Source organism: Robertmurraya phoenicis (assembly GCF_047302285.1).
Taxonomy (GTDB): Bacteria; Bacillota; Bacilli; order Bacillales; family Cytobacillaceae; genus Robertmurraya.
In genome coordinates this window covers 4,552,501-4,566,214 of sequence record NZ_CP154845.1, presented here as the reverse complement: position 1 = coordinate 4,566,214, position 13,714 = coordinate 4,552,501, and the positions used below count along the sequence as shown (strand labels likewise).

General features: G+C 42.1%; 11 protein-coding genes, 11 tRNA genes and 2 rRNA genes (1 of these 24 cut by a window edge). 23 read left to right on the top strand and 1 reads right to left on the bottom strand.

The features are described from left to right. Positions 1–481: 481 nt before the first annotated feature. From AA0X71_RS22750 to AA0X71_RS22710, 9 genes are all read left to right on the top strand, one after another. The gene (locus AA0X71_RS22750; protein WP_413357533.1) at positions 482–1,330 is read left to right on the top strand and encodes an RsbT co-antagonist protein RsbRA; all 849 of its coding nucleotides are present in this window, start codon (positions 482–484) and stop codon (positions 1,328–1,330) included. After that, on the top strand, positions 1,311–1,667 hold the full coding sequence (locus tag AA0X71_RS22745) for an STAS domain-containing protein (protein ID WP_095311777.1): 357 nt from the start codon (positions 1,311–1,313) through the stop codon (positions 1,665–1,667). Before AA0X71_RS22750 ends, AA0X71_RS22745 begins: the two co-directional genes overlap by 20 nt. A gap of 5 nt (positions 1,668–1,672) precedes the next feature. After that, positions 1,673–2,074, top strand: coding sequence for an anti-sigma regulatory factor (locus AA0X71_RS22740; RefSeq protein WP_413357532.1), 402 nt, complete (start codon positions 1,673–1,675; stop codon positions 2,072–2,074). A gap of 12 nt (positions 2,075–2,086) precedes the next feature. Continuing rightward, complete coding sequence (locus AA0X71_RS22735; protein WP_413357531.1) at positions 2,087–3,097, top strand: PP2C family protein-serine/threonine phosphatase; 1,011 nt, start codon at positions 2,087–2,089, stop codon at positions 3,095–3,097. Between the two features lie 57 nt (positions 3,098–3,154). Continuing rightward, positions 3,155–3,487: an anti-sigma factor antagonist gene (locus AA0X71_RS22730; RefSeq protein WP_413357530.1), complete on the top strand. Its 333-nt coding sequence runs from the start codon at positions 3,155–3,157 to the stop codon at positions 3,485–3,487. Continuing rightward, positions 3,484–3,960, top strand: coding sequence for an anti-sigma B factor RsbW (rsbW, locus tag AA0X71_RS22725; protein WP_413357529.1), 477 nt, complete (start codon positions 3,484–3,486; stop codon positions 3,958–3,960). Before AA0X71_RS22730 ends, rsbW begins: the two co-directional genes overlap by 4 nt. Beyond that, positions 3,938–4,732, top strand: a complete 795-nt coding sequence (gene sigB, locus AA0X71_RS22720; protein WP_413357528.1) for an RNA polymerase sigma factor SigB — start codon at positions 3,938–3,940, stop codon at positions 4,730–4,732. Before rsbW ends, sigB begins: the two co-directional genes overlap by 23 nt. Next, entirely contained in the window at positions 4,729–5,325 is a 597-nt protein-coding gene (locus tag AA0X71_RS22715; RefSeq protein ID WP_413357527.1) for a PP2C family serine/threonine-protein phosphatase, read from the top strand. The genes sigB and AA0X71_RS22715 overlap by 4 nt, the downstream gene beginning before the upstream one ends. A gap of 115 nt (positions 5,326–5,440) precedes the next feature. Continuing rightward, positions 5,441–7,618, top strand: coding sequence for a Tex family protein (locus tag AA0X71_RS22710; RefSeq protein WP_413357526.1), 2,178 nt, complete (start codon positions 5,441–5,443; stop codon positions 7,616–7,618). Between the two features lie 377 nt (positions 7,619–7,995). Here AA0X71_RS22710 and cmpA read toward each other — a convergent pair whose 3' ends face one another. Beyond that, complete coding sequence (gene cmpA, locus AA0X71_RS22705; RefSeq protein WP_087946650.1) at positions 7,996–8,109, bottom strand: cortex morphogenetic protein CmpA; 114 nt, start codon at positions 8,107–8,109, stop codon at positions 7,996–7,998. A gap of 94 nt (positions 8,110–8,203) precedes the next feature. On the opposite strand from cmpA, the gene AA0X71_RS22700 reads away from it, so the two are divergent. The 14 genes from AA0X71_RS22700 to AA0X71_RS22635 all read left to right on the top strand — a co-directional run. Beyond that, positions 8,204–8,665 carry a SprT family protein gene (locus AA0X71_RS22700; protein WP_413357525.1) on the top strand — a complete coding sequence of 154 codons (462 nt, stop codon included), beginning with the start codon at positions 8,204–8,206 and terminating at the stop codon, positions 8,663–8,665. Positions 8,666–8,812: 147 nt separating this feature from the next. Further along, positions 8,813–8,887 (top strand) — tRNA-Asn (locus AA0X71_RS22695). 13 nt (positions 8,888–8,900) lie between these two features. Next, positions 8,901–8,991 (top strand) — tRNA-Ser (locus AA0X71_RS22690). 10 nt (positions 8,992–9,001) lie between these two features. Beyond that, positions 9,002–9,076 (top strand) — tRNA-Glu (locus AA0X71_RS22685). 93 nt (positions 9,077–9,169) lie between these two features. After that, positions 9,170–9,246, top strand: a tRNA-Asp gene (locus AA0X71_RS22680). A gap of 14 nt (positions 9,247–9,260) precedes the next feature. Next, positions 9,261–9,335 (top strand) — tRNA-Gln (locus AA0X71_RS22675). A gap of 169 nt (positions 9,336–9,504) precedes the next feature. Beyond that, positions 9,505–9,577 (top strand) — tRNA-Lys (locus AA0X71_RS22670). Between the two features lie 95 nt (positions 9,578–9,672). Then, positions 9,673–9,757 (top strand) — tRNA-Leu (locus AA0X71_RS22665). A 61-nt stretch (positions 9,758–9,818) separates the two neighbouring features. After that, positions 9,819–9,904 (top strand) — tRNA-Leu (locus AA0X71_RS22660). Positions 9,905–9,981: 77 nt separating this feature from the next. Continuing rightward, positions 9,982–10,058, top strand: a tRNA-Arg gene (locus tag AA0X71_RS22655). Between the two features lie 5 nt (positions 10,059–10,063). Beyond that, positions 10,064–10,140, top strand: a tRNA-Pro gene (locus tag AA0X71_RS22650). A 211-nt stretch (positions 10,141–10,351) separates the two neighbouring features. Continuing rightward, positions 10,352–10,425, top strand: a tRNA-Gly gene (locus tag AA0X71_RS22645). Between the two features lie 219 nt (positions 10,426–10,644). Further along, positions 10,645–12,196, top strand: a 16S ribosomal RNA gene (locus AA0X71_RS22640). A 408-nt stretch (positions 12,197–12,604) separates the two neighbouring features. Next, positions 12,605–13,714: ribosomal RNA gene (locus AA0X71_RS22635) — 23S ribosomal RNA — on the top strand; it runs 1,825 nt beyond the window's last position. Together the 16S and 23S rRNA genes with 11 tRNA genes alongside form the textbook arrangement of a ribosomal RNA operon.

Here is a 13,714-nt window from a genome sequence, read left to right as displayed (position 1 = left end):
TGTCTGTAGAGGATGTTTCAGATTACCACAAAAAAATCCGGATTGAATTCACCGAGATGAATTTTGATATAAAACGCTCTTTGCATAAAGAGCGTTTTTTTACACCATTTAGTTGTTCGAAAAGGAAGTGGTTCTATAAGTTTGAACCATTTCATGTAAATTATGAGTCGTTTTTGGTCATTTTTTTCTCGAGTAATCAACTGGTGTCCACAATTAAAACTTTTTAATATACTGTGTGCTGCAAGGACGAGTGAAAACTTGTCCTTTTTTTTATGCTTATTTTAGTACTTTTGACGGAGTTTGTTTGATAAGAGAAATGGGTATATAAAACAGTCTTAGTGTCATAGTAAATCTTCATCCTGTATTTTTGAGTTTTGGGAATGTTCGATTTTTTTCACTTAGTACATGAATATTAAATTGTTTCAAGTAATTAGAGTTGTTATCATTAAATAGAAGGAAATGTTGGATGGGAGTGGAGAGAATGAGTGGAATAATTAATAATTACATACAAGAGCAAAAGGAATATATTCTAAACGAATGGGTGGAACGGATGAAGGAGAAATCCGACGAACGTGTGTTAAAGGTTGTCTCTAATCAAGTATTTGTTAGCACCAGTCGTGAATTTGTAGAAATGGTCAGTGCGAATTTAAATGAAACAAATGAAGAATATAGTGAGCGTTTGCACGATTTTGCTGAAAAAGTAGTAAAGCTTGGTTGGCCATTAAGTTTTGTTACTGAGGGGATTCAGGTGTTGGCTTCGATTGTTTTTGAAGGCATTAAAGAAGAGAAGCTTGTGAGCAAAGAGGATGAAATGAAGCTTTTCTATGATTTAGATAGATGGACGAACCCGATGACGAATGAAGTAGTTAATATCTATTCGACAACATGGGAACGTACCGTATCTCTGCAAAAAATTGCTTTACAAGAACTATCTGCGCCGTTAATCCCAGTATTTGATGGAATTTCCGTCATGCCGCTAATTGGAGCGATTGATACAGAAAGAGCGAAGCAGATTATGGAAAATCTTCTTAATGGGGTAGTGAAACATCGTTCAGAAGTGGTGTTGATCGACATTACTGGAGTTCCGGTCGTTGATACCATGGTTGCCCACCATATCATCCAAGCGGCAGACGCAGTAAGACTCGTAGGAGCGAAGTGTATGTTAGTTGGCATACGCCCTGAAATTGCTCAAACGATTGTCAATTTAGGGATAGATCTTACCCAAATTACAACAAAGAATACGCTGAAAAAAGGAATGGAATCTGCGCTAGAGCTAGTGAATAAGAAAATTATACAAGTGGGTGAAAATAGTGAGAATTCCAATTCTTAAATTATACGACTGTCTGCTTGTTTCGATCCAATGGGAGTTAGATGATCAGACTGCACTTCAATTTCAAGAGGACCTATTACATAAAATTCATGAAATAGGGGCAAGTGGAGTTGTCATAGACATTACGTCGATCGATTTTATCGATTCATTTATCGCCAAGGTGCTAGGTGATGTCATTAGTATGTCAAAACTAATGGGAGCGAAAGTGGTTATTACCGGTATCCAACCAGCTGTAGCCATTACGTTAATCGAACTAGGTATTAGTTTGAATGATGTTATGACATCGTTAGACTTAGAAAAAGGCCTGGAGAAATTACAACAGGAATTGGGGGAATAACAGAAATGGAGAACCAATCCTGCGTAAATATCCAGACTGAATGGGACATCGTTGCGGCAAGGCAATTGGGACGAAATGTTGCGAAAGAACTTGGATTCGGTATCGTTGACCAAGCACGCATCACAACAGCCATCAGTGAATTAGCAAGAAACATCTTTATCTATGCCAATAAAGGTCGGGTATGTATTGAAAAAATCTATGACAAGGGACATGCGGGATTGCGAATTGTAGCAATAGACAATGGACCAGGTATTAATGATATTCGATTAGCGATGGAGGATGGATATTCTACATCTGGTGGACTTGGTGCTGGATTACCTGGAGTGAAGAGATTAATGGATGAATTCGATATTGTATCAGCCAAAGGAAAAGGAACAAAGATTGTTGCAACTAAATGGATCCGCTAGGGGGAACGTTGTATGCCTTTTCGTGAAGTGATGGAAGCGAAATATCGAGATATTCTAACAAAATATATAAAAGAACAATCCGAATCTACCTTATACATAGGACAGAAATTCAGTCGGAAATCGATTGAAAACCAAGTCACTCCTGAAGAGATTATTAGCTTACATAAAATGATTCTACAAGAGATCTATCCAGATATGCCGGAATACGTCGTGCACTCTTTTGATATTTTACTAGAGATTATGCTTGGTTATGGCTTCGCCTATCGTGAGCATCAAAGCCTCCGGAATCAGCAAAAAGAACTGAGATCAGAAATCGAAATTGCAGCAAATGTCCAACAAACCCTTTTAGAAACGCGTATTCCGTCAGTTGAGGATCTTGATATCGGTGCCATTAGTGTACCGGCAAGGCTGATGAATGGAGACTATTATAATTTTGTAGAGGATGAAAATAATTGCATCAGTATTGCGATTGCAGATGTCATTGGAAAAGGAATTCCTGCTGCATTATGTATGTCGATGATCAAGTATGCGATGGATAGTATTCCGGCTTATCGGAATGAACCGAGCATGTTATTAGAGAGTTTAAATCGTGTAGTAGAACAGAATGTCGATCCAAGCATGTTTGTGACGATGTTTTATGGCATGTACAACTATGCTCGTCACGTCTTTTCGTATGCGTCTGCGGGCCATGAGCCTGGTTTTTATTATGAAGGAAGGAAAAAAGAATTTTCCGAGATTTACGCAAAAGGACTTATGCTCGGTATTGATAAGAAGACGAAGTACGCTCAATACGAAAAGGAAATTCATCCTGGGGATATGATCATTTTATTATCGGACGGTGTAACAGAGTGTCGAACAGATGGGGGTTTTGTGGAAAAAGATACCCTTCTTGCTTATATTCAAAAGTACATTCATTTTTCCGCACAAGAAATTGTCAATAACATTTTTAAAGATTTAGAGAAATTGCAGGATTTTCAATTAAGGGATGACTTTACCCTCATAATTATTAAAAGAAGTGTTTAATGTTCACGGTAAAGGGTAATTGACAATAAGACTGATAAGGGGAGAGGTAGGTCAGTTATGAACATCAATATAGAAGTAGTGGAATATGACAGCGCCCTAGAGGTGAATTTAGGTGGTGAAATAGATGCTTATACAGCCCCTCAGCTCCGAGAAACCCTCTTTCCGCTTTCCGAAAAAGAACAGGTGAAAATGGTAGTCGACCTGACAGATGTGAGTTATATGGACAGTACCGGATTAGGAGTCTTTGTCGGGGTCTTTAAAAATATTCGTTCTAAACATGGTGAACTAAAGCTTATTGGCTTATCAAGGCGTCTTAAAAGATTATTCGAGATCACTGGTTTAGCAGAAATCATGGATATTAACAGTCAGAATGAAGGTGAAATAGAATGAGCCAACCTTATGATTATATCGAGATGAAAATCCCCGCTAAGCCTGAATATGTAGGGGTTATACGACTAACTTCCTCTGGAATTGCTGGAAGAATGGGTTTTTCATATGATGAAATCGAGGACTTAAAGATTGCGGTTAGTGAGGCTTGTACGAATGCTGTTCAGCATGCTTATAAATCGCAAGAAAAAGGTGAGGTTTTCATAGGCTATAGTCTTTATAAAGATCGGTTGGAGATTATTGTGGCTGATCGAGGGGTTAGCTTTGATTTACGGGAATTAAGGGACCATATTGGCCCATACGACCATGAAAAAGAACCAATTGAATATATGCGTGAGGGAGGATTAGGCCTCTATCTCATTGAAACATTGATGGATGAGGTGAAATATCACCACAACGAAGGTATGACCGTCCTGATGACGAAATACCTGGAGGGAGAGAAGGTGGAGAGTGGTGCAAAAACAATCTCACCCTAATCAGCTGTCAAAAGAGGAAGTAGAAGGTTATATCCAATCTTACCAGCTTCACCAAGATGAGGAGGCACAGGCAAAACTTGTCCTTCACTATACGCCATTAATCGAACATATAGCTCGTAAATATTCGAAGGGGCGATCCTATCACGAGGACATGGTTCAGGTCGGCATTATTGGATTATTAGGAGCGATCAGGAGATACGATACCTCTGTAGGCAAAAGCTTTGAAGCATTTGCCGTACCGACCATAATAGGCGAGATCAAACGATTTTTACGAGATAAGACGTGGAGTGTGCATGTTCCAAGAAGAATCAAAGAGATCGGCCCGAAAATTAAGAAAACAGTAGAGGAGTTAACCACCACTCTTCATCGCTCTCCGAAAATTAATGAAATCGCGCAAGCGTTAGATGTATCGGAAGAAGATGTTCTAGAAGCGATGGAAATGGGAAAAAGCTATCAGGCTTTATCGATTAACCATACCTTTGAAGCGGACTCAGAGGGAGGCACCATAACCCTTCTGGACATTGTCGGGAAGGTTGACTCGGGGTATGAAAAAGTCAATCAAAGGTTGGTGCTAGAAAAGGTTCTCTACGTGTTAACTGACCGTGAGAGGGAAATTATCCAATGCACATATTTAGACAATCTTAGCCAAAAGGAGACGGGCGAAAAATTGGGAATATCACAAATGCATGTGTCAAGATTACAGCGTAGAGCGATAAAAAAACTGAAGGAAGCTATTTTAGCAGATGATACAAATACGGAGTGTCTTTCATGAAACATTTTGCAACAGATGATGTAGAAGTCTTTTCTTTTCAACGAACAAAAGTAGGGAATGAGCTTTGTGGAGATGATTATTTTTATCTGTGTACGGATGATTACTTTATCTGTGTCTTAGCTGATGGGCTCGGGAGTGGAGAAAATGCTAATGATTCAGCTACTGCTGTCGTCCAAATCGTTGAACAATATCATGAAGAGGGCGTAGAAGCCATAATGGAAAGATGCAATGCGGTATTGGTTGAAAAGAGAGGAGCTGCCGTAGCTGTATTTAAAGTTTATTTTTCAAAAAAAGAATTTGTCTATAGTTGTGTTGGGAATATCCGCTTTTTCCTCTATTCTTCTTCTGGAAAACTAACGTACCCGTTGCCTGTAACAGGTTATTTATCTGGTAAACCACAGAGGTTTCGTACACAGAATTATCCTTATGAACAGAATTCAACCTTTCTTATTTACTCTGATGGCTTTCATTTCAATGGGGTAAAGAGTATGTTAAATTCAGTAAGACCGCTGAGAATCATTGCAGAAGATATAAAAAATAGACCATTTCCTTCCGCTGATGATGCCACTTTCATAATTGGAAGCTTATATTAGATGAGGTGCCTGTTGTTTCGTTATCGAAAAGAGGACGCAGGTGCTTTTTTGTTGTGTCTATCTATTTTTGATAGAATAAGAAGATAATCATATTTAGATGTTGGAGGAACTTTTTGTGGAGCAAACAATTGATAAACAAGAAACGATTTTAAAAATGATTGCCAAAGAGCAAACATTACCATTTAAATCTGTGAAAAATGTAATTTCTTTATTGGAAGATGGAAACACCGTTCCGTTTATTGCTCGCTATCGAAAAGAGCAAACGGGTGCTCTTGATGAAGTCCAAATTCGCAACATTATGGACAGATGGAATTACATACAAAACCTAGAGCAGCGAAAAGTAGAGGTCATCCGTTTGATTGAAGAGCAGGGCAAGCTTACGCCAGAGCTTAAACAACAAATCGAACGCTCTCTCAAACTTCAGGAAGTAGAAGACTTATACCGTCCATATAAGCAAAAAAGAAGAACGAAGGCAACAATTGCGAAGGAAAAAGACTTAGAGCCGTTAGCTGAATGGATTTTAACTTTTCCAACTACAGGTTCCTTAGAAGAGAAAGCGAAGGAATTCTTATCAGAGGAAAAGGAAGTTACGACAGTAGAAGACGCTTTGTCTGGTGCGAAGGATATTATTGCTGAAGTGATTTCCGATGATGCTGATGGACGTAAATGGATACGAAGTGAGACTTTCAAGTCAAGTGTGATTGAATCCTCTGTTAAAGATGCGGAAAAAGACGAAAAGAATGTTTATGAAATGTACTATGACTATTCTGAGCCAGTCCATAAAATTGTTCCCCATCGCGTATTAGCTTTGAATCGAGGAGAAAAGGAAGATATTTTAAGGACCTCACTAAAGCCGAATGTGGATCGGATTTTAACTTATTTAAATAGAAAATGGATCAAAAATACGACAGCGATTACAGCACAACTTGTTGGTGAAGCGGTTGAAGATGGATATAAGCGCTTGATTCAACCTTCTATCGAGAGAGAAATTCGCAGTGAATTAACGGAAAAAGCTGAAGAGCAAGCCATTCATATTTTTTCAGAGAACTTGAGAAAACTTTTGCTTCAACCACCATTAAAAGGGAAGGTTGTGCTTGGAGTTGACCCTGCTTATCGAACAGGCTGTAAGCTAGCTGTTGTCGATGAAACTGGAAAAGTTCTAAAAATAGCTGTCGTCTATCCTCATCCTCCTAGTGCGAAACCAAGGGAAGCGAAAGAAAAGGTCGAGGCAATTCTGAAACAGTACAAGGTCGAAGTTGTGGCGATTGGAAATGGGACGGCTTCAAGGGAAACAGAACAATTCATATCGGATATATTAAAAGAACAAGAGGAGCCTATCTTTTATTTGATCGTAAATGAAGCGGGGGCTAGTGTGTATTCAGCTTCTGATATCGCTCGTGAAGAATTTCCAGACTTCCAAGTAGAAGAACGAAGTGCTGTTTCGATAGCGCGCAGACTCCAAGATCCACTTGCTGAATTAGTGAAGATTGATCCTAAATCAGTGGGGGTTGGTCAGTATCAACATGATGTCTCTCAAAAGAGACTGAATGAATCATTAACCTTTGTCGTCGAAACGACAGTGAACCAAGTGGGAGTAAATGTGAATACGGCATCTGCTTCACTGCTTCAATATGTTGCAGGACTTTCTAAGGTGGTTGCCAATAATGTTGTCAAGAAACGAGACGAAGAAGGAAAGTTTAGCAAAAGGGATCAGTTAAAGAAAATACCCCGATTAGGTGCGAAAACGTATGAGCAAGCAATCGGCTTTTTAAGAGTTGTGGATGGAAAAGAGCCCCTCGATCGGACAGGTATTCACCCAGAAAGCTATCCTGAAGTGAAACGTCTTTTGAGTAATCTTGGATTTACAACGAATGATCTTGGTTCGGAAGCATTGAAAACGGCGTTGTCTAAGGTAAATATTAAGGACATTGCGGCTGATCTAGAAATAGGTGAACTCACTTTAAAAGATATCATCGATGCGTTAATGAGCCCAGAACGTGATCCACGGGATGACCTTCCGACTCCATTGTTGAAGAAGGATGTGTTAAAGCTCGAGGATTTAAAGGCAGGGATGGAGCTTCAAGGAACGGTCAGAAATGTCGTCGATTTTGGTGCATTTGTCGATATTGGTGTGAAACAAGATGGACTTGTTCATATCTCCAAGCTTAAGCGAGGTTTTGTCAAACACCCTCTAGATGTTGTTTCTGTAGGTGACGTTGTAACTGTATGGGTCGACTCTGTTGATGTGAAAAAAGGAAGAGTCGCATTAACGATGCTATCTCCGCAGGAATAGTGTTTAAGTTTTTCGTGTGAAAACTATAAGCTACATGATTCAGAGATGAATTGTGTAGCTTGTTTTGTTATTTGGGAGCGTTCATGATCCGCGATCAAACATGTGAGCATTATTGGCTTCTCTTTTAAATAAGTAGTCTTGTCCTTAAGCGGAATTTCTCCGTTCGTTTATCAGCGTCAGCTCGAGAGTTTCATCTGATCCCCGAACCGAAAGATGGGGAATCATATGAAATGTCGTAGAAAGCTTGATTAATAAAGAAAAAGACGCATGCCAATTCATGCGTCTATTAACAAGAATGCACCTGAAAACGGAATCCTTTGTCCGTATAAACAATGCTTTTTAAACGCTAATTCTTTATCAATCATGGTTATTCGATTTTACGAGCAGTGTTTTTTTCTATAAAAGAACCAGCACTGATTTAGGAGCTTAATTTGGTGGCGATTTTTTTCAAGAAAGGCTCTTTGCATCTGATTTTGGAACCAAGTTGGCATATCGAGACCTCCCGGTTTTAGAATTCAAAGGGTATATACAATGTATGCTATAATAGGTTGTCATGTTTACTTATTATGGAGAGGAATACGATTTATGGAGGAATTTCAATTACAAGCACTGGTTGAAAAGTTATCGCTTGATTTTTTTCATAAACCATTCATACATAAAGCGCTTTTTAATAATCGGCTACGCACAACTGGTGGCCGGTATTTGTTGAAGTCCCATAATATCGAAATTAATCGAAAGTATTTAGAACAGTTGGGTGAAGAAGAATTATTGGGTATTATTAAGCACGAGCTTTGCCATTACCATCTTCATATAGAAGGGAAGGGGTATCAGCATCGGGACCAAGATTTTAAGAAACTTTTAAAAGAAGTCGGTGCTCCGCGCTTTTGTAATGTATTACCCGATCGTCCAACGATAAAACGTAGCTATAAGCTTCAAGTTTATAAATGCTCGAATTGTGGTTTGGTTTTTAAAAGGAAAAGATCTATAAACGTTCTTCGATATGTGTGCGGAAAATGTCGAGGTAAGTTAATTAAAATAGACAGTTGACATTCTTTTTAAAGGATGTTAATTTATATTTCTGTCGCTCAAAAAATCAAGTTGAAATTACTTAATTTTTGTTCTTGACTTGAATATAACATCTCATTATAATATGAAGAGTCGACAAAACAGAGACGACTTAAAAATACGCATTATTCCGCGGTAGCTCAGTGGTAGAGCAATCGGCTGTTAACCGATCGGTCGTAGGTTCGAATCCTACCCGCGGAGCCACCATATTGGATTTGGGGAAGTACTCAAGAGGCTGAAGAGGCGCCCCTGCTAAGGGTGTAGGTCGCGCGAGCGGCGCGAGGGTTCAAATCCCTCCTTCTCCGCCATTATATTAATGGCCCGTTGGTCAAGCGGTTAAGACACCGCCCTTTCACGGCGGTAACACGGGTTCGAATCCCGTACGGGTCACCATTTTTTATCTTTTATTGAAAAGTAAGAGGAAAGTTATTTTCGCTATCGTGAAAAATTAAAGGAAAGTTATTTTTGCTAACGCAAAAAAACATTGGTCCGGTAGTTCAGTTGGTTAGAATGCCTGCCTGTCACGCAGGAGGTCGCGGGTTCGAGTCCCGTCCGGACCGCCATTTATTTTTAATATTGGGCTATAGCCAAGTGGTAAGGCAACGGACTTTGACTCCGTCATTCGTAGGTTCGAATCCTGCTAGCCCAGCCAAGTTTTAGAGCCATTAGCTCAGTTGGTAGAGCAACGAGCGATTCATCTGTGAATTTGCTGCGAGTTGTACCCATCGAACTGCTACTTGAATTGACTTTCTGAGATGGGGACATCGTGGATGCCCTATATCTTAACACAAAGAATTTTATAGTAGCACATATTTACTTTAGAGCCATTAGCTCAGTTGGTAGAGCATCTGACTTTTAATCAGAGGGTCGAAGGTTCGAGTCCTTCATGGCTCATCATAGTTTTTTCGACGTAGGAGAAAATAACTTTCCTAAATGTACGTCAGTGAAAAAACTTTTTATTATTTTTGCAAATGCAAAAATAACATTATGCGGGTGTGGCGGAATTGGCAGACGCACTAGACTTAGGATCTAGCGCCGCAAGGCGTGGGGGTTCGACTCCCTTCACCCGCACCATTAATTTCCACTTGAAAATAATATTATTTTTATGTATAATAATATTTATCGCTTCTTTAATGCGGTCGTGGCGGAATGGCAGACGCGCTAGGTTGAGGGCCTAGTGGGGGCAACCCCGTGGAGGTTCAAGTCCTCTCGGCCGCACCAGAAAGTTTTTGAAAAGAAGTTGTTGACAAACGAATTGTTATTTTGATATAATGATTAAGTTGTCTTTCGGATAATATGCGCCCGTAGCTCAATTGGATAGAGCGTTTGACTACGGATCAAAAGGTTAGGGGTTCGACTCCTCTCGGGCGCGCCATACAACGGGAAGTAGCTCAGCTTGGTAGAGCACTTGGTTTGGGACCAAGGGGTCGCAGGTTCGAATCCTGTCTTCCCGACCATGACGACCATGACGACCACAAGTTGTTAATAAATATAAAATGAATAATGCGGTGTAGTTTAATGGTAAAACCACAGCCACGAGCATTACTTCAATGAGTATTCAGCGAGTTGCCTCGACGATTAATCATCCGTGAATAATCTAGAAGAGTTAGAGGCATGTAAGGCCAAGATAGAAAAATGTTAATTAGATTTAATCACTATATAATATATGCGGGTGTAGTTTAATGGTAAAACCACAGCCTTCCAAGCTGTTGTCGTGGGTTCGATTCCCATCACCCGCTCCAATTAATTTTTACTTTTGCGAAATTGCACTTTGAAAACTAAACAAATCATACGTCAACAAATAATAGTGGAGGCGACTGTACAGCTTCGACAAACATTGGAACTTCTGGCGGAAAAGTTCAAAAGACTTTGACAGAAGAAGTGAAATGGTCGAGAAGCTAGGAGCCGAAACTAGCCAACGTTTATTTTAAGATTTAAATTTAAGAGCTAATTCTTACTCTTTTTTGGAGAGTTTGATCCTGGCTCAGGACGAACGCTGGCGGCGTGCCTAATACATGCAAGTCGAGCGGATTTGAGGGAGCTTGCTCCCGAAAATTAGCGGCGGACGGGTGAGTAACACGTGGGCAACCTGCCTATAAGACTGGGATAACTTCGGGAAACCGGAGCTAATACCGGATAATGCTTTTGAACTCATGTTCTTAAGCTGAAAGATGGCCTCTCGCTATCACTTATAGATGGGCCCGCGGCGCATTAGCTAGTTGGTGAGGTAACGGCTCACCAAGGCCACGATGCGTAGCCGACCTGAGAGGGTGATCGGCCACACTGGGACTGAGACACGGCCCAGACTCCTACGGGAGGCAGCAGTAGGGAATCTTCCGCAATGGACGAAAGTCTGACGGAGCAACGCCGCGTGAGTGATGAAGGTTTTCGGATCGTAAAACTCTGTTGTTAGGGAAGAACAAGTACCGGAGTAACTGCCGGTACCTTGACGGTACCTAACCAGAAAGCCACGGCTAACTACGTGCCAGCAGCCGCGGTAATACGTAGGTGGCAAGCGTTGTCCGGAATTATTGGGCGTAAAGCGCGCGCAGGCGGTTCCTTAAGTCTGATGTGAAAGCCCCCGGCTCAACCGGGGAGGGTCATTGGAAACTGGGGAACTTGAGTGCAGAAGAGAAGAGCGGAATTCCACGTGTAGCGGTGAAATGCGTAGAGATGTGGAGGAACACCAGTGGCGAAGGCGGCTCTTTGGTCTGTAACTGACGCTGAGGCGCGAAAGCGTGGGGAGCAAACAGGATTAGATACCCTGGTAGTCCACGCCGTAAACGATGAGTGCTAAGTGTTAGAGGGTTTCCGCCCTTTAGTGCTGCAGCAAACGCATTAAGCACTCCGCCTGGGGAGTACGGCCGCAAGGCTGAAACTCAAAGGAATTGACGGGGGCCCGCACAAGCGGTGGAGCATGTGGTTTAATTCGAAGCAACGCGAAGAACCTTACCAGGTCTTGACATCCTTATGCCATCCCTAGAGATAGGGCTTTCCCTTCGGGGACATAAGTGACAGGTGGTGCATGGTTGTCGTCAGCTCGTGTCGTGAGATGTTGGGTTAAGTCCCGCAACGAGCGCAACCCTTGATCTTAGTTGCCAGCATTGAGTTGGGCACTCTAAGGTGACTGCCGGTGACAAACCGGAGGAAGGTGGGGATGACGTCAAATCATCATGCCCCTTATGACCTGGGCTACACACGTGCTACAATGGATGGTACAAAGGGCAGCGAAGCCGCGAGGTGGAGCGAATCCCATAAAACCATTCTCAGTTCGGATTGTAGGCTGCAACTCGCCTACATGAAGCCGGAATCGCTAGTAATCGCGGATCAGCATGCCGCGGTGAATACGTTCCCGGGCCTTGTACACACCGCCCGTCACACCACGAGAGTTTGTAACACCCGAAGTCGGTGGGGTAACCGCAAGGAGCCAGCCGCCTAAGGTGGGACAGATGATTGGGGTGAAGTCGTAACAAGGTAGCCGTATCGGAAGGTGCGGCTCGGATCACCTCCTTTCTAAGGAATATGGAGACTTAGATGTCTCATAATCGTAATGTTGATGGAAGCTTTTTTGACTCGTCAGAAAAGCCGTATGATTTGTTTAGTTTTGAGAGTGCAATACTCTCTTATACGTAACCTTTTGGTTACAATCTTGTACCTTGAAAACTAGATAATGAAGAAGAAGAACCAAGAAATAAACCGAGTAATCGCCATTTTAGTTTTTCTCTCTATATGTTTAGAGATTAAGTTTCAAAACAAAAACCGCGAGGGTTACGAGAAATTGTAAGCCGAACAATGAGGGAAATGAGAAGCAAGTAGGTCGAGGAATCAAGCGAGGAAGCACCGGAACGTACGTAGTGTGTACGTGAGGATGCTGACGAGTGAAGATGACGAAGAGATACGCCGCTTATCATTTGCCGAATAGGTTAAGTTATGAAGGGCGCACGGTGGATGCCTTGGCACTAGGAGCCGATGAAGGACGGGACTAACACCGATATGCTTCGGGGAGCTGTAAGTAAGCTTTGATCCGGAGATTTCCGAATGGGGAAACCCATCATTCGTAATGGGATGATATCTTTACCTGAATACATAGGGTAATGAAGGCAGACCCGGGGAACTGAAACATCTAAGTACCCGGAGGAAGAGAAAGCAAACGCGATTCCCTGAGTAGCGGCGAGCGAAACGGGATTAGCCCAAACCAAGAGGCTTGCCTCTTGGGGTTGTAGGACACTCTATACGGAGTTACAAAGGAACGAAGTAAACGAACAAGTCTGGAAAGGCTGGTCAAAGAAGGTAACAACCCTGTAGTTGAAACTTCGTTCCCTCTTGAGTGGATCCTGAGTACGGCGGGACACGAGAAATCCCGTCGGAAGCTGGGAGGACCATCTCCCAAGGCTAAATACTCCCTAGTGACCGATAGTGAACCAGTACCGTGAGGGAAAGGTGAAAAGCACCCCGGAAGGGGAGTGAAAGAGATCCTGAAACCGTGTGCCTACAAGTAGTTAGAGCCCTTTAACGGGTGATAGCGTGCCTTTTGTAGAATGAACCGGCGAGTTACGATTGCATGCAAGGTTAAGTTGAGAAGACGGAGCCGCAGCGAAAGCGAGTCTTAAGTAGGGCGTTTTAGTATGTAGTCGTAGACCCGAAACCAGGTGATCTACCCATGTCCAGGTTGAAGTTCAGGTAACACTGAATGGAGGACCGAACCCACGCACGTTGAAAAGTGCGGGGATGAGGTGTGGGTAGCGGAGAAATTCCAATCGAACTTGGAGATAGCTGGTTCTCTCCGAAATAGCTTTAGGGCTAGCCTCACGAAAAACGAGTCTTGGAGGTAGAGCACTGTTTGGACTAGGGGCCCTCATCGGGTTACCGAATTCAGACAAACTCCGAATGCCAAGTACTTAAGCGTGGGAGTCAGACTGCGAGTGATAAGATCCGTAGTCAAAAGGGAAACAGCCCAGACCACCAGCTAAGGTCCCAAAGTATACGTTAAGTGGAAAAGGATGTGGGGTTGCTTAGACAACCAGGATGTTG